Here is a 22,076-nt window from a genome sequence, read left to right as displayed (position 1 = left end):
CGCTCTTCCGATCTCATCCCCGCACCGCCGCCCGTTTCCGCCCCTTCCTCCCTCCCAATTGGGTGACATTCACGCAAAACCGGCGCGAGGGGTCCCCTCGCACCACCGGCGGCTGGGGTTCTGTCGGACCCGGCTGGCATCATCGCCTTCGTGGAAACCCTTTCCAACAAGGCCGCCGAGGAACGCCCCCGCACGCGGCGCTTCCGGATCAGCTCCATCGAGATCCTGTGCGCCGTCCTGCTGGTCGCGGTCCTGGCGCAAAACAAGCTCCAAGACCTCTTCGACGTGCCCGCGCTGCGCACCGGATCCACCGTCTTCGTCGCGGTGTGCGTGCAGGCGCTGCCGTTCCTCGTGCTCGGCGTGCTGATCAGCGGCGCGATCGCCGCCTTCGTGCCCGCCCGCGCGCTGGAACGGGTGCTGCCGAAGAAAGCGTCGGCCGCGGTCGGCGTCGCCGGGCTGGCCGGAGTCGCCTTGCCCGGCTGCGAATGCGCGTCGGTTCCCGTCGCGCGCCGGTTGATCGGCCAAGGTGTCGCACCCGCCGCCGCGCTCACCTTCCTGCTCGCCGCGCCCGCGGTGAACCCCGTCGTGCTGGTGGCCACCGCGGTCGCGTTCCCCGGCCGTCCGGAAATGGTGTTCGCGCGGTTCGCCGGCTCGCTCGCCACCGCGATGGTGATGGGCTGGATCTGGGCCCGCTGGGGCAAGCTCTCCTGGATCACCGAACGGGCGCTGCGCCGCTTGCCCGATGTCGAATCGGGACAGCGATGGCGCGTATTCGCCGAAACCGCCCGCACCGACCTCGTGGAAGCAGGCGGATTCCTCGTCCTCGGCGCGCTGATTTCCGCCTCGCTCAACGTTCTCGTGCCCGCGAAGTGGTTTGAAGTGCTGTCCGGGCAGATCATCGTCGGCGTCGTGGTGATGGCGGTCCTGGCCGTGGTCCTCGCATTGTGCAGCGAGGCCGACGCGTTCGTCGCCGCCTCGCTCACCGCCGTGCCGTTGCTGCCGAAGCTGGTGTTCCTGGTGGTCGGCCCGGCCATCGACGTCAAGCTTTTCGCTTTGCAGACCGGCACTTTTGGCCGTTCCTTCGCCGCACGGTTCGCCCCGGTCACCTTCGTGGTGGCGATCGCGTGCGGGACCGTCGCGGGCGTGATCTTCCTCGGAGGCGTCCAATGAGGCGCGAAACGCAGAACGTCCTGCTGATCCTCCTGGGCGGCGCCCTGGTGAAGATCGCGCTCAACGGCGACTACCTGCGCTACGTAAAACCAGCCCAGCAACCATGGATCATCGCTGGCGGCGCAGTGATGCTCGTGCTGGGCGCGACAGCCATCATCCGCGACATCGCAGCCGCACGCGCCGCGGCGAAAGCAGCGAACGAATCCGAAGCAGACACCGAACATCCAGACGCGCACGGCCACCACCATCACCCCGCGCGCTCAGCCTGGTTGCTCGTCGTCCCGGTACTGGCGGTGTTCCTCGTCGCCCCGCCCGCACTCGGCGCGGATTCGGTCACCCGCACCGAAGCACGCCTTCCCGCCAGCGCCGCGACCACCTCGGCAGCCGCGTTCCCGCCGCTCCCCGCCGGAGCAGTGGTGCCGATGGCGATGAACGAGGTCGTCACGCGCGCGGGCTGGGACGCCAACGGCACCATGAACGGACGCACCGTCGAGATCTCCGGTTTCGTCGTGCACACCGGAGGCCAAACCTTGTTGGCCCGCTTGGTAATCAGCTGCTGCGCAGCCGACGCGGCCCCCGTCACCGTGCACCTCAAAGGCGGCGGCGCCGACCGCTTCCCGAGCGACACCTGGCTGCGCGTCGCGGGCCAGATCGTCCCGGGCACCGCGACCCAGGCCAACGGCTACACGCCGGACCTGGTCCCGGTGACAGTCGAACGGATCACCGCGCCGAAGGATCCGTATGAATACTAAGAGGGCCAACGCTGCCGACACGCCCGCCGCACTCGCCTCGGAACGCGGGCCACCGCCTCGACCCGCCCGGTGCGCCTGAGTTTCTTCGGCTGATCCCCGGAGCGTCCTGCTTCGTGCGCTGTTTCAAGCCCGCCGCTTGAGCAGCCCCCGAACGGACCCCGTCCACGATCGGTCCCGAGTTCCTCAGAGTTGCGAAACCCCGCGGCCCGACGGCCTCGCAGCGGCTCCGCTTGCCGGAAGCTGCTCGGACCCTCGACGCCCGCGTCCTCGCCCAGCCCGGAGCGCTTCCGCCGCCGGACACCGGTCGGGTCGCCTGCCCGACGGGCCTGGCCGACGAGAGCTACGGCGCCGAGCGTGGGTCACGTGCGGACGAGAGCCGCGACGCCGACGCAGGCCACGACGCGAGCGCGGTCACCACGCGGACGAGCCCGGCGCCGATAAGGGCCGAGACGCGAGCGTGGGCCACGCTGCAGACGAAGGCTGTGACGCTGACGAGGGCCGCAACGCGAGCGTGGGTCACGACGCGGACAACGCCCGCGGTGCCGACGAGGGCTGCGACGCCTACGAGGGGCCGCGACGCGAGCGTAGGTCACGACACGGACGACGCCCGCGGTGCCGACAAGGGCCGCGACGCGGACGAAGGTCAGCTCGCGTGCTCGGCGCAGGTGCCGGTGATCTCCACGGTGTGGCTGATGTCGGTGAACCCGTGGTCCGCGGCGATCTTCTCCGCCCAGCGTTCCACCGCGGGGCCCTCGACCTCCACCGTGCGCCCGCACACGCGGCACACCAGGTGATGGTGGTGGTGTGACGAGCACCGGCGGTAGATGGCCTCGCCGGAGTCGGTGCGCAGCACGTCGATCTCGCCCGCCTCGGAGAGCGACTGCAGCGTCCGGTAGACGGTGGTCAGGCCGATGCCGTCGCCGCGCTTGCGGAGTTCGTCGTGGAGCTCCTGGGCCGAGCGGAAGTCGTCGACGGTGCTCAGCAGGTCGACCACCGCCGCACGCTGCTTCGTGGAGCGCCGGCCGGGCACCGGGACCGGTTTGGGGGCCGAGGACATCGTCACTTCCCTTCCTGCACGTGGGCGACCGCGTCGACGACGATGTGCGCCAAGTGGTCGTCCACCAGCCGGTAGACGACCTCGCGGCCGCGCCGCTCGCCCTGGACCACGCCCGCGGTCTTGAGAACGCGGAGGTGCTGGCTGATCAACGGCTGGGCGACGTCGAGTTCGTCCACGAGCTCGTGCACGCACCGGTCCGCCTCCCGCAACTGCAGCACGATAGCGATCCGCACCGGAGCGGCGAGCGCCCGGAGCAGTTCGCCGGCGTCGGCGAGCACGCCGGGAGGCATGACCGCAGGCCCGGAACTGGCGGGCCGCCCCGCCGAGCCGCCTGCGTCGACGGGATGCGGCGGGTCCGCGGGCAGTTCTGCCTGACCGTCGGCGGCCGCCTCATCCGCGGCAGCGGAGGTCCCGGTGTTCTCGGTTGCGGTCAGGGCCGGAGCGGCAGGACTGTCTACCCCGGTCTGGTCTGCGGCGGCGGAGGTGCGCTCGGCGGCAGTCGCGGTGTTCTCGGTTGCGCTCGGAGGTGGAGCGGCAGAACTGTCTGCCTCGATGTGGTCTGCGGCAGCGTTCTTCACTGAGGCCTCGGCGTTCCTGGTCGTCGTCGGTCCCGGGGTGTCGGAGTCGCCCGCAGCCGGGCTGTGGTGTTCTGCGAATGCCTCGGTCGTCGCGGAGTGCGGGGCTGCCGGACCGGCTGCGGCTGCGTGGGCTGCTGAGGCCTCACCGCCACCGGTCGATGCCGATACCGGGGCGGCTGAGTCCGCAGCAGACGCTTCTGCCGCACCGGAGTGGTTCACGGCCGAGGTCGCCGCAGCCGGACTTGCGGCACCCGAGTTCGCCGCCGCCGAGCCTGCGGCAATCGAACCTGCGGCACCCGGGCCTGCCGAACCCGGAGACCCGGCCCCCATACCGTCGGACAGGGCGCTCGAAGGTGCCGACGTCATCGCTGCCTCCACTCGCGTCCCGCGTCCGCTCCGTCTCGCCGCGTCCCAGGGCCGGGCGCCGACCAGGGGACGGCGTTTCCGAAGCCGGATGTCATTGCCGATAACCTTCGCCGCCATCGTAGTGTTCCCTTCCCCGGGCGCGGTGATCGCCGGGGCCCGGGGGACCGGCGTTCCGGATTGACCCGATCGGGTGAGTTCGTGAAGATGTGGCTTGTCGGCTTCGCAAGTCGTGACGAACGGTGCAAGGTTGTCTCGGGGGCGATTCGTCGCGTCTCGTACAGTGGCGCATCGCTCGGGGTTGCCGGAGGGCAGTGGGGAGACATGACTCGTTTCGTGACGAAGGCCGCGGTGGCGGCCCTGGTGGCACTGCCGGCGCTGGCCCCGGCCGCCGCGGCGCAGACCCAGGCCGGGCAGGCCGTCGACGAGAAGACCGGTCCGGTGTCGTTCGCCAACGTGGCGTCCGTGCGCCTGGGCGGCGACCCGCAGCACGGCGGCGCGCTGATCACCGAGACCCAGCGGTCCCCGCTCACCCCGGGCCAGTCGCAGCTCGGCACGGACCGCGTGGCGGTGCCGAAGAACGACGGCGAGCGCAATACCTTCGGCCCGAACTACGAGATCGACCTCGGCAAGTACGCGGACAGCTCGGTCAGCCCGTACCCGCAGGGCATCGCGAGCCGCGACCACCAGGTCGTCGCCGCGCTGCAGACCACGCACGTGCCCACCGCCGTCGCGGAGACCAACTACGCGCTGCGCGACAACGGCCGCAAGCAGCTCAAGGCGGTCGGCAACACGATGCTGGTCCTCGAGGGCGCGCGCAGTTCGGTCGACTGCTCCGGCCCCGGCAAGGTCACCGGCACCACCACGGCCGCCCGCGTCTGGGTGCGCGGCGAGGACGACGTGCTGAAGCAGGTCGCGATGCCCGCCACCGGGACGCTCAGCGTCACCGGCCTCAAGATGGGCTCGCCCACCACGGTGCCGCAGAGCGACCCCGGCAAGACGACCTCAGACCTCGTCGTGTCCCGCGTTTCCGCGTTCGACCAGCTGATCAAGCAGGACGGCTGGCGCTCCGGCGACGTCACCGCGCAGGCGGGCTGGCGCGTCGAGATCACCACGCACGCGCGCGACGCCAAGAACACCAAGCTCAGCGACGTGCAGACCACCATGGTGCTCGGCGGCGTCAGCTGCTCGATCCCGAAGAACTTCGTCCCCGCGGCCGGCAACGGCTCGGGCAGCGGGGGCACCGTGCAGCAGCCGACCGTGCCCACCGAGGTCCCGGCCGGCTACCTCGGACCGCAGGCCGCCGCGCCGTCCGACGACCTGCGCCTGCCGCTCGGCTTCGGCCTGCTCGGCGGCGGGCTGCTCTTCGGAGCCGCCGCGATCATGCTCGGCCGGCGCCGTGCGGCGCGGGTCGTCCGCTCCCGCGGCGAATAGGGCCGTGCCGCGCACCGTGCTCACGGTCGCGTCGGCGGTGATCGCCGTCCTGGCGATCGCGGCCGGCGTGATCGTCCTGACCTGGGTGCCCGCGCCGAGCCCGGTCGCCGTCGCCGACCCGCCGCCCGGCTCGCTGCCGGGCGAGGACGGCGCGCCCGCCGAACTGCCCGCGGACGGCCAGGCGATCGGCCTGCAGCGCCCCGGCAGCATCCGGCTGCCCGACGGCTCCGAGGCCCGGCTGAAGCGCACCGAGATCACCCAGAAAGGCATCCTGCCGATCCCGCGCGGCCTCGGCGACGCCGCGTGGTGGGGCGCCCGCCTCGGCGCGCAGCAGGGCGCGGCGGTGCTGTCCGGGCACGTCAACTGGGCAGGCACGAAGGGTCCCTTCGACGACCTGTGGCGCGTCCGCACCGGCGACAACGTCAGCATCGTCGACGCGTCCGGCGGCCGCTGGCTCTACCGCGTCACCGGTGCCACCACGATCCCGAAGGAACAGCTGCCCGCGCAGGCCCCCGGCTGGTTCGCCCAGACCGGCCCGCACCGGCTGGTCCTGGTCACCTGCGGCGGCGACTACGTCGGCGGCACCGAGGGTTACGACGAGAACCGGATCGTCACGGCGGACCTGGTCTCCCGGCCGGACTGAGCCGCCAGACCTGCGGGACCGCGCCGCCAGACCTGCGGGACCGCGCCGCCAGACCTGCGGGACCGCGCCGCCAGACCTGCGGGACCGCGCCGCCAGACCTGCGGGACCGCGCCGCCAGACCTGCGGGACCGGCTGGCCGAGCTTCAGCGACCCCGGTCCGCCCCGCCCAGCACGCCACGACCGCTGCGCCGCCGTCTTGCCAGCCCGCCGCGACCGCGCCGCCTGCACGCTGCGACCGCGCCGCCACCGCCCAGCACGCCGCGCCCGCCCCGCCAGCACGCTGCGGCCGCGCCGCGACTGCGCCGCCCAGCCCGCCGCGACCGCGCCGCCACCGCCCCGCCAGCACGCCGCGACCGCCGCGCGTGACGGGTCCCCTCATCCGCGACCACCCGCGAGCACCAAGATCGCGAACGCATCCGCCGTCCCGGCGAAAGTCCGTGCAACCTCATCCCCGCCCCACCGCATGTCTCCCCAGAGAAACCTCCAGACCAGGGGAGCACGATGCAGGGGACACAGGCACAACCAGCACGCAAACGCGGCGCGGTGATCGTCGTGAGCGCGGTCGTCGCGGTGGCGGCGGTCATCGCCGCCGTGCTGATCTTCTTCACCGGCAACGACAATTCGGCGCAGCCGCCGCAGCAGACCGGCACCGCGCAGGTCGGCGCCGGCCAGCCCGGAAACAGCCAGGCCGGCAACACCCAGCCGGACCCCGGGCAGACCCCCGGCACCGTCAAGCTGCCCGGCGGCGGGCAGGCGAAGCTGATCGCCGAGGAGGTCGGCGCGGACGGCGCGCTGCCGATCCCGAAGAGCCTCGGCGAAGCGGCCTGGTGGGGATCCGGCCTCGGGGCCGCGCAAGGCGTCACGCTGCTGTCCGGGCACGTCAACTGGGCGGGCAAGTCCGGGCCGTTCCAGGAGCTCTGGAAGATGAAGGCGGGACAGGTCGTCACCGTCGCCGACACCGCGGGCAAGGAGTGGGAGTACAAGATCGACGAGGTGCGCACGATCCACAAATCGGACCTGGCCGCCGAATCCGCGAAGCTCTTCGACCCCGACGGCCCGCACCGGCTGGTGCTCGTCACGTGCGGCGGCGACTACGTGGGCGGCCAGGAGGGCTACGACGACAACCGGGTCGTGACAGCCTCGCCGGTCACCCGTTCGTGACCTCCGACCTGCGCGGAGGCTCCCGGGACCGGCCGGATACGCTGGACCTTCCGATAACTGTCCCCGCATGCGTCCGGAGCGTGGAGTGCCCGCCAACAAAATCGAAACCGTCGTCAGTCTGTGCAAGCACCGTGGCTTCGTCTTCCCGTCGGGAGACATCTACGGCGGCACCAGGTCGGCGTGGGACTACGGGCCGCTCGGCGTTGAGCTGAAGGACAACATCAAGCGCCAGTGGTGGAAGACCGTCGTGCAGAGCCGCGAGGACGTGGTCGGCATCGACTCGTCGGTGATCCTGCCGCGCCAGGTCTGGGTCGCCTCGGGCCACGTGAACGTGTTCACCGACCCGCTGATCGAGTGCCTTTCGTGCCACAAGCGGTTCCGGGCCGACCAGCTCGCCGAGGACTTCGAGGCGCGCACCGGCAAGACCACCACCGAGGACGACCTGTCCGAGGTGCCGTGCCCGAACTGCGGCACCCGCGGCAAGTACACCGAGCCGCGCGACTTCAACATGATGCTGAAGACGCACCTCGGCCCGGTCGAGACTGAAGAAGGCCTCGCGTACCTCCGCCCGGAGACCGCGCAGGGCATCTTCGTCAACTTCCTCAACGTGCAGAAGGCCTCGCGCAAGAAGCCGCCGTTCGGCATCGGCCAGATCGGCAAGTCCTTCCGCAACGAGATCACGCCGGGCAACTTCATCTTCCGCACGCGCGAGTTCGAGCAGATGGAGATGGAGTTCTTCGTCGAGCCGGGCGACGACGAGCAGTGGCACCAGTACTGGATCGACGCGCGCACCGACTGGTACAAGGACCTCGGCATCAAGGCCGAGAACCTGCGCCACTTCGAGCACCCGAAGGAAAAGCTCTCGCACTACGCGAAGCGCACCGTCGACATCGAATACCGGTTCGCGTTCAACGCCGGCCAGGAGTGGGGCGAGCTGGAAGGCATCGCCAACCGCACCGACTTCGACCTGACCACGCACTCGAACCACTCGGGCGTGGACCTGTCGTTCTTCGACCAGGCCTCGGGCCAGCGCTACCGGCCGTTCGTGATCGAGCCGGCCGCGGGCGTGGGCCGGTCGATGATGGCGTTCCTCGTCGACGCGTACGACGAGGAAGAGGTGCCGAACGCCAAGGGCGGCACCGACAAGCGCACCGTGCTGCACCTCGACCCGCGGCTCGCGCCGTTCAAGGCCGCGGTGCTGCCGCTGTCGCGCAACGCCGACCTGTCGCCGAAGGCGCGCGACCTGGCCGCGCGGCTGCGCAAGCACTGGAACGTCGACTTCGACGACGCCCAGGCGATCGGCCGCCGCTACCGCCGCCAGGACGAGATCGGCACGCCGTACTGCGTCACGGTCGACTTCGACACGCTCGAGGACAACGCGGTGACCATTCGCGAGCGCGACAGCATGAAGCAGGAGCGGATTTCGATCGACCAGGTCGAGTCGTACCTGGCCGGTCGGCTGCTCGGCTGCTGACCGCCGCGCGACCCGTCCCGGACGGCCCCTTCCCGCACCCGCGGGGAGGGGCCGTTTGGCGTGCGCGATTGCGCACGCGTGGTTTCGGCACGTTGAGCGGATTTCGATTGACCAGACTGAGTCGTACTTGGCCGGTCGTCTGCTGGGCTGCTGACCGCCGCGCAACTGGTTCCGGACGGCCGTTTCCCGCACCCGCGGGGGTGGGCCGTTTGGCGTGCGCGGTTGCGCATGGTTTCGGCACGTTGAGCGGATTTCGATCGACCAGGTCGAGTCGTACCTGGCCGGTCGGCTGCTCGGCTGCTGACCGCCGCGCGACCCGTCCCGGACGGCCCCTTCCCGCACCCGCGGGGGAGGGGCCGTCCGGCGTTTGCCCCCCGGCACCCCTGACACCTGTCACGGTCGGGTCGTGACGCTCGGCCTGCGTACCGGCCGCCCGTGCGCGGCAGGCTTCACCCCATGGACAACACACAGGAAATCGCGGCGGGGGCGGCGATCCGGCTGGGCGGGATCGCCAAGCGCTACGGGGACGTGCGCGCGGTCAGCCACGTCGACCTGACCATCGCGCCGGGGGAAGTGGTGGCGCTGCTCGGGCCCAACGGGGCGGGCAAATCGACCACCGTCGACATGGTTCTGGGGCTCACGAAACCCGACGAGGGCACCGTTTCGGTGTTCGGCCGGACGCCCGCCGACGCGGTGCGCGCGGGGATGATCGGCGCGATGCTGCAGGGCGGCACGCTGCTGGACGACCTGACCGTGCGGGAAACCGTCGGTCTCGTCGCGAAACTGCACCGCCGTCCGATGCCGGTGCGGGACGCGCTGCGTGCCGCCGGGGTCGAGGACATCGCCGATCGGCGGGCCAACAAGCTTTCCGGCGGGCAGAAGCAGCGGGTGCGCTTCGCGGTCGCGCTGGTGTCGAATCCGGATCTGCTCGTGCTGGACGAGCCGACCGCGGCGATGGACGTCGGCAGCAGGCGCGAGTTCTGGAAGTCGATGTACTCGTTCACCGACACCGGCCGCACCGTGCTGTTCGCGACCCATTACCTGGAAGAGGCCGAGGAATTCGCCGACCGGGTCGTGCTGATGCGGGCCGGGGAGATCGTCGCCGACGGGTCCGTCGCGGAGGTCCGCGCGCTCGCCGGCGGGCGCACGATCCGCGCGGTGCTGCCGGCTGGGGTCAGCGATCAGCTCGTCTCGACGCTGCCCGCGGTCACCTCCTTCGAACTGCGCGGCGAGCGCGTCGCACTGTCCAGTTCGGACTCCGACACCACTTTGCGCGCGCTTCTCGCCGCGGTTCCGGCTGTGCGCGACATCGAGATCGGCGCGGTCGGCCTCGAAGGCGCGTTCCTTTCCCTGACCTCCGACGAAACGGAAGAAGCAGTCCGATGAATCCCGCCTACCTGGTCGTCGAAACCCGCAGGCTGTTCCGCTCGCCGCGGTTCCTGATCTTCGTCGTCGCCTTCCCGGTCATCATGTTTCTCTTGCAGGCCACGGTGTTCACCGACAAATCCGCGGCGGACCACGTCGCGGTCGCGGGCGTGCTCATGGTCAACATGATGACCTTCGGCACCTTCGCCGCGGCCACCACGAACGGTGCGCGGCTCGCCATCGAGCGGGCCGGCGGCTGGCAGCGGCAGCTGCGGCTGACCCCGCTGTCCGGCGCGGGCTACCTGGGCGGCAAAGCGCTGTCCGGGATGCTCGCCGGACTGCCCGCGCTGATCCTGGTGCCGGCCATCGCCGCCTTCTCCCAGGGCGTGCACCTCGACCCGGCGGGCTGGCTGCGGGTCTTCCTCGGCATTTTCCTGGGCACCCTTCCGCTGGTGCTGCTCGGACTGCTGCTGGGCCAGTCCGGCACGCCGGAGTCGATGCAGCCGATCAGCATGATCGTCACCCTCGGCGTCGGCTTCCTCGGCGGGCTCTGGATCCCGCTGGAGGGCATGCCGTCCTGGATGCACGACGTCGCGCAGCTCATGCCGACCTACTGGGTCCTCGGACTGGTCCGGCCGGTCGTCGCGAACCAGCTGCTCGTGAGCCTGCCGACGGCGATCGGCGTGCTGGGCGCCTGGACTCTCGTGCTCGGGATTGTCGTGGTCAGGCGATACCGTAAGGACAGTGCCCGGGTTTGACCGGGCGGGGAGGGGAGAACGACGTGTGGCCGCTGGGACGGGAGGTGACGACCGGCGAGCCCGCCGCGCACCGGTTCGGGCTCAACGACCGGTCGTCCTGGTGGGAAGACCCGCTGCCGGACCCGGGGCGCGGTCCGCACAAGGTCGGCTGGCCGCTGTTCTCCGCGGCGTTCCTGCTGCCGTTCCTGATCCCGGCCACCCGGGGCCTGATCGTGGACCCCGGGCCGCTGGGGATCCGGATCCTGCTCGGCGTGCTGCTCTACGCCTACGCGGCTTGTTACGCCTGGTTTCCCGCGATGTTCCGCCAGCCCCGGCGGGCGAAGCTCTGGTTCGGCGCGGGCATGCTGGCGCTGGGCCTGGTGTGCGCGCTGGTCACCGACGCCAGCCCGTACGTCGTGCTCTACGCGACCGCGACGCTGGCCTTCCTGTTCCCGGCCGCCTGGTCGGTGATCTTCAACGGGACGGCGCTGGGACTGCTGGTGCTCGTCCTGTGGCTGCGCGGGGATCTGTCCGAGCATCTCTCCGACGTCATCACGGTCGCCTCGGTGACGTCGGCGATGTTCTTCATGTCCAACCTGATCCGGGTGATCCGCAGGCTGGAGCTGGCGAACCAGGAGATCGGCACGCTCGCGGTCGCCAACGAACGCGAGCGGGTCGCCCGAGATCTGCACGATCTGCTCGGGCACAGCCTCACCACGATCACCGTCAAATCCGGTCTGGCGCGGCGGGTGCTGGAAAGCTCCGGCGACATCGACCGGGCGGTGCAGGAGATCCGCGAGGTCGAGGGGCTCACGCGCTCGGCGCTGTCGGACGTGCGGGCGACGGTGTCGGAGTATCGCGAGGTGTCGCTGCCCGCGGAGATCGCCGGGGCGCGGGCGGCGTTGCGCGCGGCGGAGGTGGACGCCGACCTGCCGCACGCCGTCGACAACGTCCGGGCTGAATTGCAGAGCACGTTCGGTTACGTGCTGCGCGAGGCGATCACCAACGTGCTGCGGCATTCCGGCGCGAAACAGGTGAAAGTGCGGCTGGGGCGCGACTGGCTGGAGATCGAGGACAACGGCCGCGCGACGGGCGACGTCGTGCCGGGCAACGGGTTGCGCGGATTGTCCGAACGGGTGGCCGCGATCGGGGGCACGGTGACGGCGCGGGCGCGGCCCGGGGGAGGATGGGTCGTCCGGGCCGAGGTCCCGGAGCCGAGCCCGGACGGATCCGCCGTCGCGGTGCGGGCCGAACCCGCTGGAGGACTGGCGTGATCCGGGTGCTGCTGGCCGACGACCAGGCGATGGTGCGCGGAGCGCTGGCCACCGTGCTCGGCCTGGAAGCCGACATCGAGGTGGTGGCCCAGGTCGGCACCGGCGACGAGGTGGTGGCCGCGGCGAAGGAAACGGCGCCGGACGTCGCGCTGCTTGACGTGCAGATGCCCGGCATGGACGGCCTCACCGCCGCGGCCGAGCTGAAAACCGCGCTTCCGGCGTGCCGGGTGATCATCTGCACCACCTTCGGCCGCCCCGGCTACCTGGCCAGGGCGATGGCCGCGGGCGCGGCCGGGTTCGTGGTGAAGGACGCGCCGCCGGAACAGCTCGTCGAGGCGGTACGCCGGGTCCACAGTGGACTGCGCGTGGTCGATCCGGCGCTGGCCGCGGAGTCGCTCGCCACGGGAACCAGTCCGCTGACCGCACGGGAACGCGACGTGCTCAGCGCGGCCAAGGACGGCAGTACGGTCGCGGATATCGCGAAGTCTCTTTTCCTGTCGGACGGAACTGTGCGCAACCATCTGTCGTCGGCGATCGGGAAGACGGGTGCGCGCACGCGTGCGGAGGCGGTGCGGCTGTCGGAGGAACGCGGCTGGCTTTAACCCGATGTGACATCGGGGTGCCTTTCCAGCGCCGGACAGCGGCTCTGCGAGGATGGCCGCCATGGAGGCGTGGACAGGTCCTACTGCGGGAAACTGGGTGCGCCGCATCGTTTTCGGTGCGGTGCTGGCCCTCGTCGCGGTCATCGGGGGCACCGCGTTCCGCGTGTGGCAGGTCGCGCGCGAGAACGACCGGACGCCGGCCGACGCGATCGTCGTGCTGGGCGCGGCTCAGTACAACGGCAAGCCCTCGGAAATCTTCACCGCGCGGCTGGAGAAGGCGCGGCAGCTTTACGCCGACGGCGTCTCGAAGACTGTCATCACCGCCGGGGGCAAGAAGACCCGCGACAACTACACGGAGGCGACCGCGGGAGCGCGCTGGCTGACCAAACACGGCGTGCCGGAAGCCGCGACGCTGCCGATCGGCGAGGGCAATGACACCCTGCGCAGCCTGCGCGCGGTCGCCGATCAAGTGAAAGCGCGCGGGTGGCGTTCGGTGGTGCTGGTGAGCGATCCGTGGCATTCCTACCGGTCGCGGACGATGTCCGAGGACCTCGGGCTGGAGGCGTGGACCGCGCCGACGCACAGCGGGCCGATCGTGCAGGAGCGCTCGACGCAGGTCCGCTACATCTTCCGCGAAACCGGGGCGCTGCTGTTCTACGAGCTGACCAAGTCGCCCGCGGACGACCTGTTCGGCACGACGATGGGCTGAATTGTCGGTCCCCGCGCCTAAGCTGACGGGGTGAGTGACGGCTACCGCGAGCACGACCGCGCCCGCGTGCTGGCCGAGGAACCCAAGGGCGCGGCGCTGGCCGGTGCGCGGCCGGACGGGCGCAGCGCGTTCGCCCGCGACCGCGCGCGGGTGCTGCATTCCGCCGCGCTGCGCAGGCTGGCGGGCAAAACGCAGGTGGTCGGGCCGGGGGAGGGCGCGGAGGTCAGCGGCGCGCCGCGGACCCGGCTTACGCATTCGCTGGAGGTCGCGCAGATCGGCCGCGGCATCGCCGAGGAGCTGGGCGCGGACCCGGACCTGGTCGACACCGCGGGGCTGGCGCACGACATCGGGCACCCGCCGTTCGGCCACAACGGCGAACGCGCGCTCGACCAGGCGGCCCAGGCGTGCGGCGGCTTCGAGGGCAACGCGCAGACGCTGCGCATCCTCACGAGGCTCGAACCGAAGGCGGTCGGGCCGGACGGCGGCACGGCGGGGCTCAACCTCACCCGGGCGTGTCTCGACGCCACCACGAAATATCCGTGGCCGCGCCGGTCCGGGGAGCCGAAATACGGCGTGTACCCGGACGACACTCCCGTGTTCGGCTGGATCCGCGAGGGCGCGCCGGGCCTGCGGCGGTGCCTGGAAGCGCAGATCATGGACTGGTCGGACGACGTCGCGTACTCGGTGCACGACGTCGAGGACGGGGTGCTGGCCGGGCGGATCCGGTTGCGGCTGCTGGCCGATCCGGAGGAACGCGCGGCGGTCGCCGAGGCCGCGGCACGGCATTTCTCCACGCTGTCGGTGTCCACTTTGGAGGGTGCGGCGAAAGAGCTGCTCGACCTGCCGGTGGTGGCCGAACTGGTGCGGGCGGAGCCGGACGGTTCCCTGCGCGCCCAGGTCGCGCTGAAGCGGCTCACCAGCGAACTGGTCGGCCGGTTCGCCTCGGCCGCGGTCACCGGCACTCGCGCGGGCTACGGCGAGGGCCCGCTCACCCGGTACGCGGCGCGGCTGGCGGTGCCGGAGCAGGTCGGAGCGGAGGTGGCGCTGCTCAAGGCGCTGGCGCTGCGGTATGTGATGAGCGATCGCCGCAGGCTGGCGATGCAGGACGGGCAACGGGAGGTGATCACCGAGCTGGTGGCGGCGCTCTGCCGCCGCGCGCCCGAGGCCCTGGACCCGCTGCTGGTGCCTGCCTGGAACGCGGCGACGGACGACGCGGCGCGGTTGCGGGTGGTGGTGGACCAGGTAGCGTCGCTCACCGACGCGCAGGCGTACGAATGGCACCGATGGCACACCGGACGGCACGGAACGGCGCCGCCTGCTGAACTGTGAGCTGCGGGAGCGGTGTCGTCTGCCGGACTGTGGGTCGCGGGGCGGTGCTGTCTGCCGAACCATGAGCTGCGTGGAGTGGCGCTGTCTACTGCGCCGTGGGCCGTGGGCCGTGGGCCGGGGGACGGTGCTGTTGGACGAGCAGTGGGCCGCGGAGCGGTGCCGTTTGCCGAGTCGTGAGCTGCGGGAGCGGTGCTCGTTTGCAGGGCTGTGAGTCGCGGAGCGGTGCCGCTTGCCGGGCTGTGAGCCGCGGGGCGGTGCTGTCTGCCAGGCCGTGGGCCGCGGAGCAGGTGTCGTTTGCCGAGTCGTGAGCCGTGGAGCGGTGCTGTTTGCCGAGCCGTGAGCTGCGGAACGGCACCGCCTGACGAACCGTGAGCCGTGGGACCACCCGTTCCGGTACGGTCGCCGCATGGCCCTGGACAGCCACCTCACTTTCACCCTGGCGTTGCACGGTGCGACCGCGCCCCCGGGAAGCGACGCGTGTCTCTCGCCGTACTCGGCGGCGAGTGCGCTCGGCCTCGCCCATCTGGCCGCCCGCGGTCGCACCGCGGACGAACTCCGCGCGGTGCTGGGCGACGACCAGGGCGAGCTGCTGCGCGCCGCGGCCGAGCTGGGCGACGACGTTCAGCTGGCGGTCGCGAACACGCTCTGGGCGGCGGACCGGATCACCGTCGAGGACAGCTTCCGGGCCGAGCTCGTGCGCTGGCCGGGCGGCAAAGCCGAGACCGCACCGTTCGAGACCGACCCCGAGGGTGCGCGCGAGCGGATCAACGCCGACGTGGACCAGACCACTCACGGCCTGATCCCGGAGCTGCTGCCCGAGGGCGCGATCCACCCGCACACACGCGCCAGCCTGGTCAACGCGCTCTACCTGAAGACCGCCTGGCGGCACCCGTTCCCCGACGGCGCCACCGCGGACGCGGATTTCCACACCCCCGACGGCGTGCGCTCGGTGCCGACGATGCACCTGGACGAGTCGGTCGGCTACGCGCACGAAAACGGCTGGCAGGTCGTCCGCCTGACGGCCGAGGGCGGCGTCGAGACGGTGGTCCTGCTGCCGGACGGCGACCTCGAGAGCGCCGAAGCCGCGCTCGACGGGCAGTCGTTGCGCGCGCTCGTGGAAAGCCCGAAGCAGCGCAAGATCCAGCTGTCGCTGCCCAAGATCTCCCTCGACGTGCGCGCCGACCTCGAACGGGCGTTGCAGGGCCTTGGCGTGCGCGAGCTGTTCACCGACGCTGCGGATCTGACCGGTCTCACGCCGGACCGTCCGCTGTGGGTGGACAGCATCCTGCACCAGGCCGTGCTCCGGCTGGACGAACAGGGCCTCGAAGGCGCGGCCGCCACCGCGGTCCAGATGCGCACGATGTCGCTCATCTCCGGCGAGCCGCTCGAGGTCCGGGTCGACCGGCCGTTCCTGCTGCTGGTGCGCCACGCCGAAACCGGCGCGGTGTACTTCTTCGCCCGGGTGGTGCGCCCCGCGTGAGCGTGTTCCGACCCGAAGCAACCCCCGACGCGAAACCCGAAGCACCGCCTCGCGAACCCGGCGCGACCGCGGTCGCCGCCGCCGAACCGCGGATGCGCCGTTCCTGGGCCGACGCCGGGATCATCGGCGCGTACCTGGCATTCTCCGTGCTGCTGTTCGGCGGCCTGTGGGCCGACCTCGGCCAGGGCTACCTGTGGAACAGCGCGTCGGACCAGAACCTGTGGGAATGGTTCTTCGACGTCACCGCGAAATCGGTGCAGCACCTGGAAAACCCGCTCACCAGCGGCTTGCAGAACTACCCGCTCGGCGTGAACATGATGGCCAACACGGCCATGCTGGGCGTCGGCATCCCGCTCACCCCGATCACGCTCGCCTTCGGCCCGACCGTCACCTGGGCGATCGTGCTCACCGGCAGCCTCGCCGGCAGCGCGGCCGCCTGGTACTGGGTGTTCTCGCGGCACCTCGTGCGGTACCGGGTGTCCGCGGCGATCGGCGGCGCGTTCGCCGGTTTCGCGCCGCCGATGATCTCGCACGCCAACGCGCATCCGAACTTCGTCGCGTGGTTCCTGCTGCCGTTCATCGCGCTCAAGGTGATCCAGCTGGCGCAGGGCAAGCGCCCGGTGCGCAACGGGATCTGGCTCGGCGTGCTCACCGCGTACCAGATCTTCCTCGGCGAAGAGCCGTTGCTGATCTTCGCGCTCGGCTTCCTGATCTTCGCGGTTTCCTACTGCGTTTCGCGGCGTCGCGAGGTCAAGGCGATGGTGCGGCCGGTGCTGCTCGGCGGCGGCATCGCGGTGGTGCTGACGCTGGTGGTCGTCGCGTTCCCGTTGTGGTGGCAGTTCTTCGGCCCGGACAGCTACACCGGGCTGGAGCACGGCCAGGTCGGCAACGACACCGCCGCGATGACCCGGTTCGCGACCCAGTCGGTGTCCGGGCAGCCGGAGGCGGCGGCCGCGGTGTCGCTGAACCGCACCGAGGAGAACGCGTTCTTCGGCTGGCCGCTGATCGTGCTGATGGTCGTGGTGACGGTGTGGCTGTGGCGCGAGGTCGTGGCCCGGTCGCTGGCGATCTCGATGTTCCTGATGGCGTGGCTTTCGCTCGGCTCCGAGATCACCGTGCTGCACGAGAACACCGGCGTGCCCGGGCCGTGGAAACTGCTCGCGGACCTGCCGTTGTTCGAATCGCTGCTGGAATCGCGGCTGGCGATGGCGTGCGTGCCCGCCATCGGCGCACTGCTGGCGATCGCGACCGACCGGGTGTTCTCCGCCGCCGCGAAGGGCGACCTGAAGCTGCCGGTACGGCTGATCTGGCTGGGAGCGGTCGCGGCCGTGCTGCTGCCGATCGCGCCGACCCAATTGCTCGTGCAGAAACGCCCGCCGACGCCCGCGTTCTTCGCCGACGGCACCTGGCAGACCTACGTCGCGCCCGGCGGCACCGTCGTGCCGGTGCCGCTGCCGAGTTCGGGGGAGTCCGAGCCGCTGCACTGGCAGATGGACGCCGGCCTGCGGTACGCGATGCCCGAGGGCTACTTCGTCGGACCGCAGGGACCGGACGACAAGCGCGGCCGCTACGGCTCCTACCAGCGGCCGACCTCGACGCTGTTCGACCGCGTCCGCGACTCCAAGCAAGCGCAGGAGATCACCGACGCCGACCGGGACCAGGCGATCGAAGACCTGCGCTACTGGAACGCCAGCGTGCTCGTGCTGATCCCGCGCGAGCACAGCGACGCCTACCGCGCCACCGTCGACCTCCTGCTGCGCAAACCCGCGCAGTTCGTGGACGGCGTGTGGATCTGGGATGTGCGCCCGATCACCGGGCGCCGCTGAGGCTGTCACATCTCGCGCGGCTGTCCCGTTCCTCCTTCGAACCACTCAGAAGGAGGACCCGACATGCCTCGTATCCCGGTCAAACGAGCCACCGACGGCGGCCCGGTGCTCAAGCTCTTCTACCGGATCGCCGGCAAGCGGTACGGCGCGGTTCCGGAGCCGATGGCCGTCGTGGCGCACCACCGCGGGCTGCTGCGGACCAGCATCGCGCACGAACTGATGGCGGAGAAGGCGTCGAAGCACCTGCCCGCCAACGTGCGGGAGCTCGCGGTCTACCGCGTCGCCACGCAGATCGGCTGCTCGTGGTGCGTCGACTTCGGCACCATGCTGCAGCGGCACGAGGGCCTGGACATCGACCGGCTCAAGCACATCGACGAGTACGCGACGTCGCCGCTGTTCACCCGCCAGGAGCGGCTGGCGCTCGCGCTCGCCGACGCGATGTCCGGCCCGGCCGTCACGGTCACCGACGAGCAGATCGCCGAGCTGGCGGCCGAATTCGGCGAGAAGGGCGTGGTCGAGCTGACCTACCAGATCGGCCTGGAGAACTCGCGGGCGCGGATGAACAGCGCGCTCGGCATCGTCGACCAGGGCTTCACCTCGGGCGACGCCTGCCGGGTGCCGATGCCCTGACCGCGCGGCCCGGCCGGAGCGTCACTGCTCCGGCCGGGTGATGCGGGTGAGCTTGTCCGGGTTGACCTGGTCGTAGACGCCGACGATGCGGCCGTCGCGCAGGCTGAACGTCTGGACGCGCTCGTCGAGGGCGAGGTAGCCGTCGGCCGCGGGCAGCTGCGGCAGCCACAGGCCGAGGTCGCCGTTGACGAGCACCGGCCGCCCGTTCGCCATCGTGCCCGGCGCGTATTTCGCCAGCACCCCGAGCACGAAGCGGGCGACCTTGTCCGGTCCGACGATCATCCGGCGGCTGGTGCGCGAGCGGCCGTCGGAATCGCCGATCATGACCACGTCCGGGTGCAGCAGTTCGGTGACCGCGCGGATGTCGCCCGCCAGCAGCGCGACGACGAACTTCTCCAGCACCGCCTGCTGCTGCGCCAGTTCGAGCCGGGCGGGCGGGTCGGAGTCCTCGACCGCGCGGCGGCCGCGGGAGGCGTGCTGGCGCGCGGCCGCCGCGCTGCAGCCCAGGACGTCGGCGATCTCGGCGAACGGCACCGCGAACGCGTCGTGCAGCACGAACGCCACGCGCTGCTCGGGGGTGAGCCGGTCGAGCACCACCATCGCGGCCATCCGCAGGCCGTCGTCGCGCACCGCGGCCTCGAGCGGATCCTCGCTCGCCGGCGCGCCGAACGGCGTGACGATCGGCTCGGGCAGCCATTCGCCCACGTACTTCTCGCGCTGCACGGCCGCCGACCGAAGCCGGTCGAGGCAGATCCGGCCGACCACGGCGGTCAGCCAGCCGCGCAGGTCGCGGATCCCGGCGCGGCCGGCGTCGTCGAGCCCGGACAGCCGCAGCCAGGCCTCCTGCGCCGCGTCCTCGGCGTCCGCGCGGGTGCCGGTGAGCCGGTAGGCCGCTCTGATCAGGTGCGGCCGGTGGACGTCGAACTCGGCGGCGAAGTCCTCCAGCGCGGTCGTGGTGCCCATGTCCCGAGTGTGCCGCACGGCGCGGCGGCGGGGAGAACTATTGTGGTGCCGTGGCAGGACTGATTCGGGAGAGCGATATCGCGGAGGTGCGTGAGCGCAACCGGATCGACGAGGTCGTGGGGGAGTACGTCGCGCTGCGCCGTGCCGGCGGGGGCAGCCTGAAGGGCCTGTGCCCGTTCCACAACGAGAAGACCCCGTCGTTCAACGTGCGCCCCACTCACGGGACCTTCCACTGCTTCGGCTGTGGCGAGGGCGGCGACGTCATCAAGTTCATTCAGAAGATCGACCTCGTGTCGTTCGTGGAGGCGGTCGAGCGGCTCGCCGACCGCGTCGGGATCCGGCTGACCTACGAGGGCGGCGGCGCGTCGGTGCAGCGCGACCGCGGCACGCGGTCCCGGCTGATCGAGGCGCACCGCGCGGCGGCCGAGTTCTACGTCGAGCAGCTCGTCACCGACGAGGCGCGGGCGGCGCGGGACTTCCTGTCCGAGCGCGGTTTCGACGCCGCCGCGGCCAAGCAGTTCGGCTGCGGGTTCGCGCCCGGCGGCTGGGACAAGCTCACCAAGCACCTGCTCAACCGCGGGTTCGAGGTGAAGGAGCTGATCGCGTCCGGCCTGTCGAAGGAGGGCCAGCGCGGCCCGATGGACCGGTTCCACCGGCGGCTGGTGTGGCCGATCCGCGACGTCGGCAACGACGTGGTCGGCTTCGGCGCGCGGCGCCTCTTCGACGACGACCGGATCTCGGCGAAGTACCTCAACACCTCCGAAACGCAGATCTACAAGAAGTCGCAGGTCATGTTCGGCCTCGACCAGGCCAAGCGGGAGATCGCGAAACGGCACCAGGTCGTCGTGGTCGAGGGCTACACCGACGTGATGGCGATGCACGCGGCGGGCGTGCCGACCGCGGTCGCGTCCTCGGGCACCGCGTTCGGCGAGGACCACATGAAGGTCCTGCGTCGGCTGATGATGGACGACGACGCCTTCCGCGGCGAAGTGATCTTCACCTTCGACGGCGACGAGGCGGGCCAGAAAGCGGCGCTCAAGGCGTTCGAGGGCGACCAGACGTTCGCCGGGCAGACCTACATCGCGGTCGCGCCGGACGGGATGGACCCGTGCGAGCTGCGCATCGCGAAGGGCGACGCCGCGGTGCGCGACCTGGTGGCCCGGCGCACGCCGCTGTTCGAGTTCGTGATCAAGAGCATGCTGAAGCAGTTCGACCTGGATTCGGTCGACGGCCAGGTCGCCGCGTTGCAGAAGACCGTGCCGATGGTCGCCGCGATCAAGGACCGGGCGAGCCGGGACGGGTACGCGTCGAAGCTCGCCTGGTGGGTCGGCTGGCAGGACGTCGCGCAGGTGGTCAACCGGGTGCGCGGCGCGGCCGGGGCGGCGGCGCGGCGCGGTCCGGCCGAACCGCAGCAGCGGCGGTCCGCGGCCCGGCAGGAGGCCCCGGCGCCCGAGCCGGACAAGCAGGATCTGCCGCGTCCCGCGTCGAACGACCCCCGGTTCGTCGGACAGCGCGAAGCGCTCAAGGCCGCGCTGCAGCAGCCCGCGATCGCCGGTCCGGAGTACGACTCGCTGCCGGAAGAGGCGTTCACGCACCCGGTGTACGTCGCGGTGCACCTGGCCGTGCTGAAGGCGGGCGGGGCGGCGTCCGGGCTCACCGGGCCCGCGCTGCTGGACGCCGCGTCGGCGCACTGTCCGGAGGGGACGGTCCGCCGCGTGCTCAGCGAACTGGCGGTGGAACCGTTGCGCGCTTTGGGAGAAGTGGACTCGCGCTATATCTCCGGCGTGCTCGCGGGCGTGCAGGAGAACCTCGTCGGCCGGCAGATCGGCGAGATCAAGTCGAAGCTGCAGCGGCTGTCGCCGGTCGAGGCCCCGGACGACTACCGGGCGCTGTTCGGCGACCTGGTCGCGCTGGAGCAGTACCGGAAGTCGCTGCGCGAGCAGGCGGCGAGCGGGTGGGAGTGACGTGGGACTGCTGAACCGGTTCTTCGGCGGCGGCGTGCCCCCGGGATTCCCCGGCACGCTGGACAAGGGCGAGGATCCGGTCGCCGCGGCCGCGGTCGAGGGCGGCGGGCACCTCGTGGTGACGTCGCTGGGCCTCTGGATCCCGTCCGGCGACGGCACGACGCGGCGGGTCGGCTGGCACCTGGTGGGCAAGGCGACGTGGGGCGACGGCGTGTTCACGCTGACCGAATCGGAGGAGACCGGGCGCGCGGGCGCGGTCGCGGTGCTGGCCGACCGCGAGCCGGTGCGGTTCCGGCTGCCGCAGCCGGGGAAGGTGCCGCAGCAGGTGCGCGTGCGCGTCGACGGCTCGGTGCGGGGACGGCACCGGCACGAGTTCCCCGAGGGCGGCGCGTGGTTCGTCCAGCGCAAGGTCCCCGGCCGCGACGGCGTGGAATTGCAGGTCCGCCCCGATCCGGGCACCGACCCGGCGCTGGTCGAGGCGGTCGCGGCTGAGGTCGCGGAGAAGCTGGCCAACCGGGGCGAGTAGCAGTACGCTCGTACTCAGTACGTCTGTACTGTTTACTGG

At 71.4% G+C, this 22,076-nt stretch carries 20 protein-coding genes; 17 read left to right on the top strand and 3 right to left on the bottom strand.

The window, feature by feature from the left end; all coding sequences use genetic code 11:
• The first annotated feature begins 150 nt into the window (after positions 1-150).
• A complete protein-coding gene (locus PUT80_RS39150) occupies positions 151-1,170 on the top strand; it encodes a permease (protein ID WP_275295131.1) in 1,020 nt (339 codons plus the stop codon).
• Complete coding sequence (locus PUT80_RS39145) at positions 1,167-1,922, top strand: TIGR03943 family protein (protein WP_037813572.1); 756 nt, start codon at positions 1,167-1,169, stop codon at positions 1,920-1,922. Before PUT80_RS39150 ends, PUT80_RS39145 begins: the two co-directional genes overlap by 4 nt.
• Positions 1,923-2,565: 643 nt before the next feature.
• On the opposite strand, the gene PUT80_RS39140 is transcribed toward PUT80_RS39145, so the two are convergent.
• Positions 2,566-2,979: a Fur family transcriptional regulator gene (locus tag PUT80_RS39140; RefSeq protein ID WP_162473063.1), complete on the bottom strand. Its 414-nt coding sequence runs from the start codon at positions 2,977-2,979 to the stop codon at positions 2,566-2,568.
• 2 nt (positions 2,980-2,981) lie between these two features.
• On the bottom strand, positions 2,982-3,344 hold the full coding sequence (locus PUT80_RS39135) for a metalloregulator ArsR/SmtB family transcription factor (RefSeq protein ID WP_037814175.1): 363 nt from the start codon (positions 3,342-3,344) through the stop codon (positions 2,982-2,984).
• A 900-nt stretch (positions 3,345-4,244) separates the two neighbouring features.
• Between PUT80_RS39135 and PUT80_RS39130 the strand changes: the two genes are divergently transcribed.
• The 13 genes from PUT80_RS39130 (at position 4,245) to PUT80_RS39070 (ending at position 18,584) form a co-directional block, all read left to right on the top strand.
• Positions 4,245-5,354: a hypothetical protein gene (locus PUT80_RS39130; protein WP_275295130.1), complete on the top strand. Its 1,110-nt coding sequence runs from the start codon at positions 4,245-4,247 to the stop codon at positions 5,352-5,354.
• Between the two features lie 4 nt (positions 5,355-5,358).
• Complete coding sequence (locus PUT80_RS39125; RefSeq protein WP_043837428.1) at positions 5,359-5,997, top strand: class F sortase; 639 nt, start codon at positions 5,359-5,361, stop codon at positions 5,995-5,997.
• Between the two features lie 501 nt (positions 5,998-6,498).
• A complete protein-coding gene (locus tag PUT80_RS39120; protein WP_043837430.1) occupies positions 6,499-7,158 on the top strand; it encodes a class F sortase in 660 nt (219 codons plus the stop codon).
• A gap of 85 nt (positions 7,159-7,243) precedes the next feature.
• On the top strand, positions 7,244-8,632 hold the full coding sequence (locus PUT80_RS39115) for a glycine--tRNA ligase (protein ID WP_037813558.1): 1,389 nt from the start codon (positions 7,244-7,246) through the stop codon (positions 8,630-8,632).
• 456 nt (positions 8,633-9,088) lie between these two features.
• Positions 9,089-10,018 (top strand): ABC transporter ATP-binding protein, encoded by a 930-nt coding sequence (locus PUT80_RS39110; RefSeq protein ID WP_275295129.1) that lies wholly within the window; start codon positions 9,089-9,091, stop codon positions 10,016-10,018.
• Positions 10,015-10,755, top strand: coding sequence for an ABC transporter permease (locus tag PUT80_RS39105; RefSeq protein WP_275295128.1), 741 nt, complete (start codon positions 10,015-10,017; stop codon positions 10,753-10,755). The genes PUT80_RS39110 and PUT80_RS39105 overlap by 4 nt, the downstream gene beginning before the upstream one ends.
• Positions 10,756-10,778: 23 nt before the next feature.
• Positions 10,779-12,008 carry a sensor histidine kinase gene (locus PUT80_RS39100; RefSeq protein ID WP_275295127.1) on the top strand — a complete coding sequence of 410 codons (1,230 nt, stop codon included), beginning with the start codon at positions 10,779-10,781 and terminating at the stop codon, positions 12,006-12,008.
• On the top strand, positions 12,005-12,610 hold the full coding sequence (locus PUT80_RS39095; RefSeq protein ID WP_037813553.1) for a response regulator transcription factor: 606 nt from the start codon (positions 12,005-12,007) through the stop codon (positions 12,608-12,610). Before PUT80_RS39100 ends, PUT80_RS39095 begins: the two co-directional genes overlap by 4 nt.
• A 52-nt stretch (positions 12,611-12,662) precedes the next feature.
• Entirely contained in the window at positions 12,663-13,319 is a 657-nt protein-coding gene (locus tag PUT80_RS39090; protein ID WP_275295126.1) for a YdcF family protein, read from the top strand.
• Positions 13,320-13,349: 30 nt separating this feature from the next.
• Entirely contained in the window at positions 13,350-14,648 is a 1,299-nt protein-coding gene (locus PUT80_RS39085) for a deoxyguanosinetriphosphate triphosphohydrolase (protein ID WP_134663000.1), read from the top strand.
• Between the two features lie 406 nt (positions 14,649-15,054).
• On the top strand, positions 15,055-16,128 hold the full coding sequence (locus tag PUT80_RS39080) for a serpin family protein (protein WP_037814170.1): 1,074 nt from the start codon (positions 15,055-15,057) through the stop codon (positions 16,126-16,128).
• Positions 16,129-16,220: 92 nt separating this feature from the next.
• On the top strand, positions 16,221-17,954 hold the full coding sequence (locus PUT80_RS39075) for a glycosyl transferase (RefSeq protein WP_275295133.1): 1,734 nt from the start codon (positions 16,221-16,223) through the stop codon (positions 17,952-17,954).
• A gap of 63 nt (positions 17,955-18,017) precedes the next feature.
• Entirely contained in the window at positions 18,018-18,584 is a 567-nt protein-coding gene (locus tag PUT80_RS39070; RefSeq protein ID WP_275295125.1) for a carboxymuconolactone decarboxylase family protein, read from the top strand.
• A 21-nt stretch (positions 18,585-18,605) separates the two neighbouring features.
• Here PUT80_RS39070 and sigJ read toward each other — a convergent pair whose 3' ends face one another.
• Positions 18,606-19,547, bottom strand: coding sequence for an RNA polymerase sigma factor SigJ (gene sigJ, locus PUT80_RS39065; RefSeq protein ID WP_275295124.1), 942 nt, complete (start codon positions 19,545-19,547; stop codon positions 18,606-18,608).
• Between the two features lie 50 nt (positions 19,548-19,597).
• Here sigJ and dnaG point away from each other — a divergent pair, with 50 nt between their 5' ends.
• Positions 19,598-21,511, top strand: coding sequence for a DNA primase (gene dnaG / locus PUT80_RS39060; RefSeq protein ID WP_275295123.1), 1,914 nt, complete (start codon positions 19,598-19,600; stop codon positions 21,509-21,511).
• A 1-nt stretch (position 21,512) separates the two neighbouring features.
• A complete protein-coding gene (locus tag PUT80_RS39055; protein WP_051728993.1) occupies positions 21,513-22,037 on the top strand; it encodes a hypothetical protein in 525 nt (174 codons plus the stop codon).
• Positions 22,038-22,076 lie beyond the last annotated feature (39 nt).

This window comes from Amycolatopsis sp. La24 (assembly GCF_029087445.1).
Taxonomy (GTDB): domain Bacteria; phylum Actinomycetota; class Actinomycetes; order Mycobacteriales; family Pseudonocardiaceae; genus Amycolatopsis; species Amycolatopsis nivea.
This window is presented reverse-complemented; position numbering and strand designations above follow the sequence as displayed.

What these genes read in the sequence shown, in the direction of transcription:
- PUT80_RS39145 (WP_037813572.1), top strand. Translation starts at nt 1,167, where the DNA reads ATGAGGCGCGAAACGCAGAACGTCCTGCTGATCCTCCTGGGCGGCGCC.
- PUT80_RS39140 (WP_162473063.1), bottom strand. Translation starts at nt 2,979, where the DNA reads ATGTCCTCGGCCCCCAAACCGGTCCCGGTGCCCGGCCGGCGCTCCACG.
- PUT80_RS39130 (WP_275295130.1), top strand. Translation starts at nt 4,245, where the DNA reads ATGACTCGTTTCGTGACGAAGGCCGCGGTGGCGGCCCTGGTGGCACTG.
- PUT80_RS39120 (WP_043837430.1), top strand. Translation starts at nt 6,499, where the DNA reads ATGCAGGGGACACAGGCACAACCAGCACGCAAACGCGGCGCGGTGATC.
- PUT80_RS39110 (WP_275295129.1), top strand. Translation starts at nt 9,089, where the DNA reads ATGGACAACACACAGGAAATCGCGGCGGGGGCGGCGATCCGGCTGGGC.
- PUT80_RS39105 (WP_275295128.1), top strand. Translation starts at nt 10,015, where the DNA reads ATGAATCCCGCCTACCTGGTCGTCGAAACCCGCAGGCTGTTCCGCTCG.
- PUT80_RS39090 (WP_275295126.1), top strand. Translation starts at nt 12,663, where the DNA reads ATGGCCGCCATGGAGGCGTGGACAGGTCCTACTGCGGGAAACTGGGTG.
- PUT80_RS39080 (WP_037814170.1), top strand. Translation starts at nt 15,055, where the DNA reads ATGGCCCTGGACAGCCACCTCACTTTCACCCTGGCGTTGCACGGTGCG.
- PUT80_RS39075 (WP_275295133.1), top strand. Translation starts at nt 16,221, where the DNA reads ATGCGCCGTTCCTGGGCCGACGCCGGGATCATCGGCGCGTACCTGGCA.
- PUT80_RS39070 (WP_275295125.1), top strand. Translation starts at nt 18,018, where the DNA reads ATGCCTCGTATCCCGGTCAAACGAGCCACCGACGGCGGCCCGGTGCTC.
- sigJ (WP_275295124.1), bottom strand. Translation starts at nt 19,547, where the DNA reads ATGGGCACCACGACCGCGCTGGAGGACTTCGCCGCCGAGTTCGACGTC.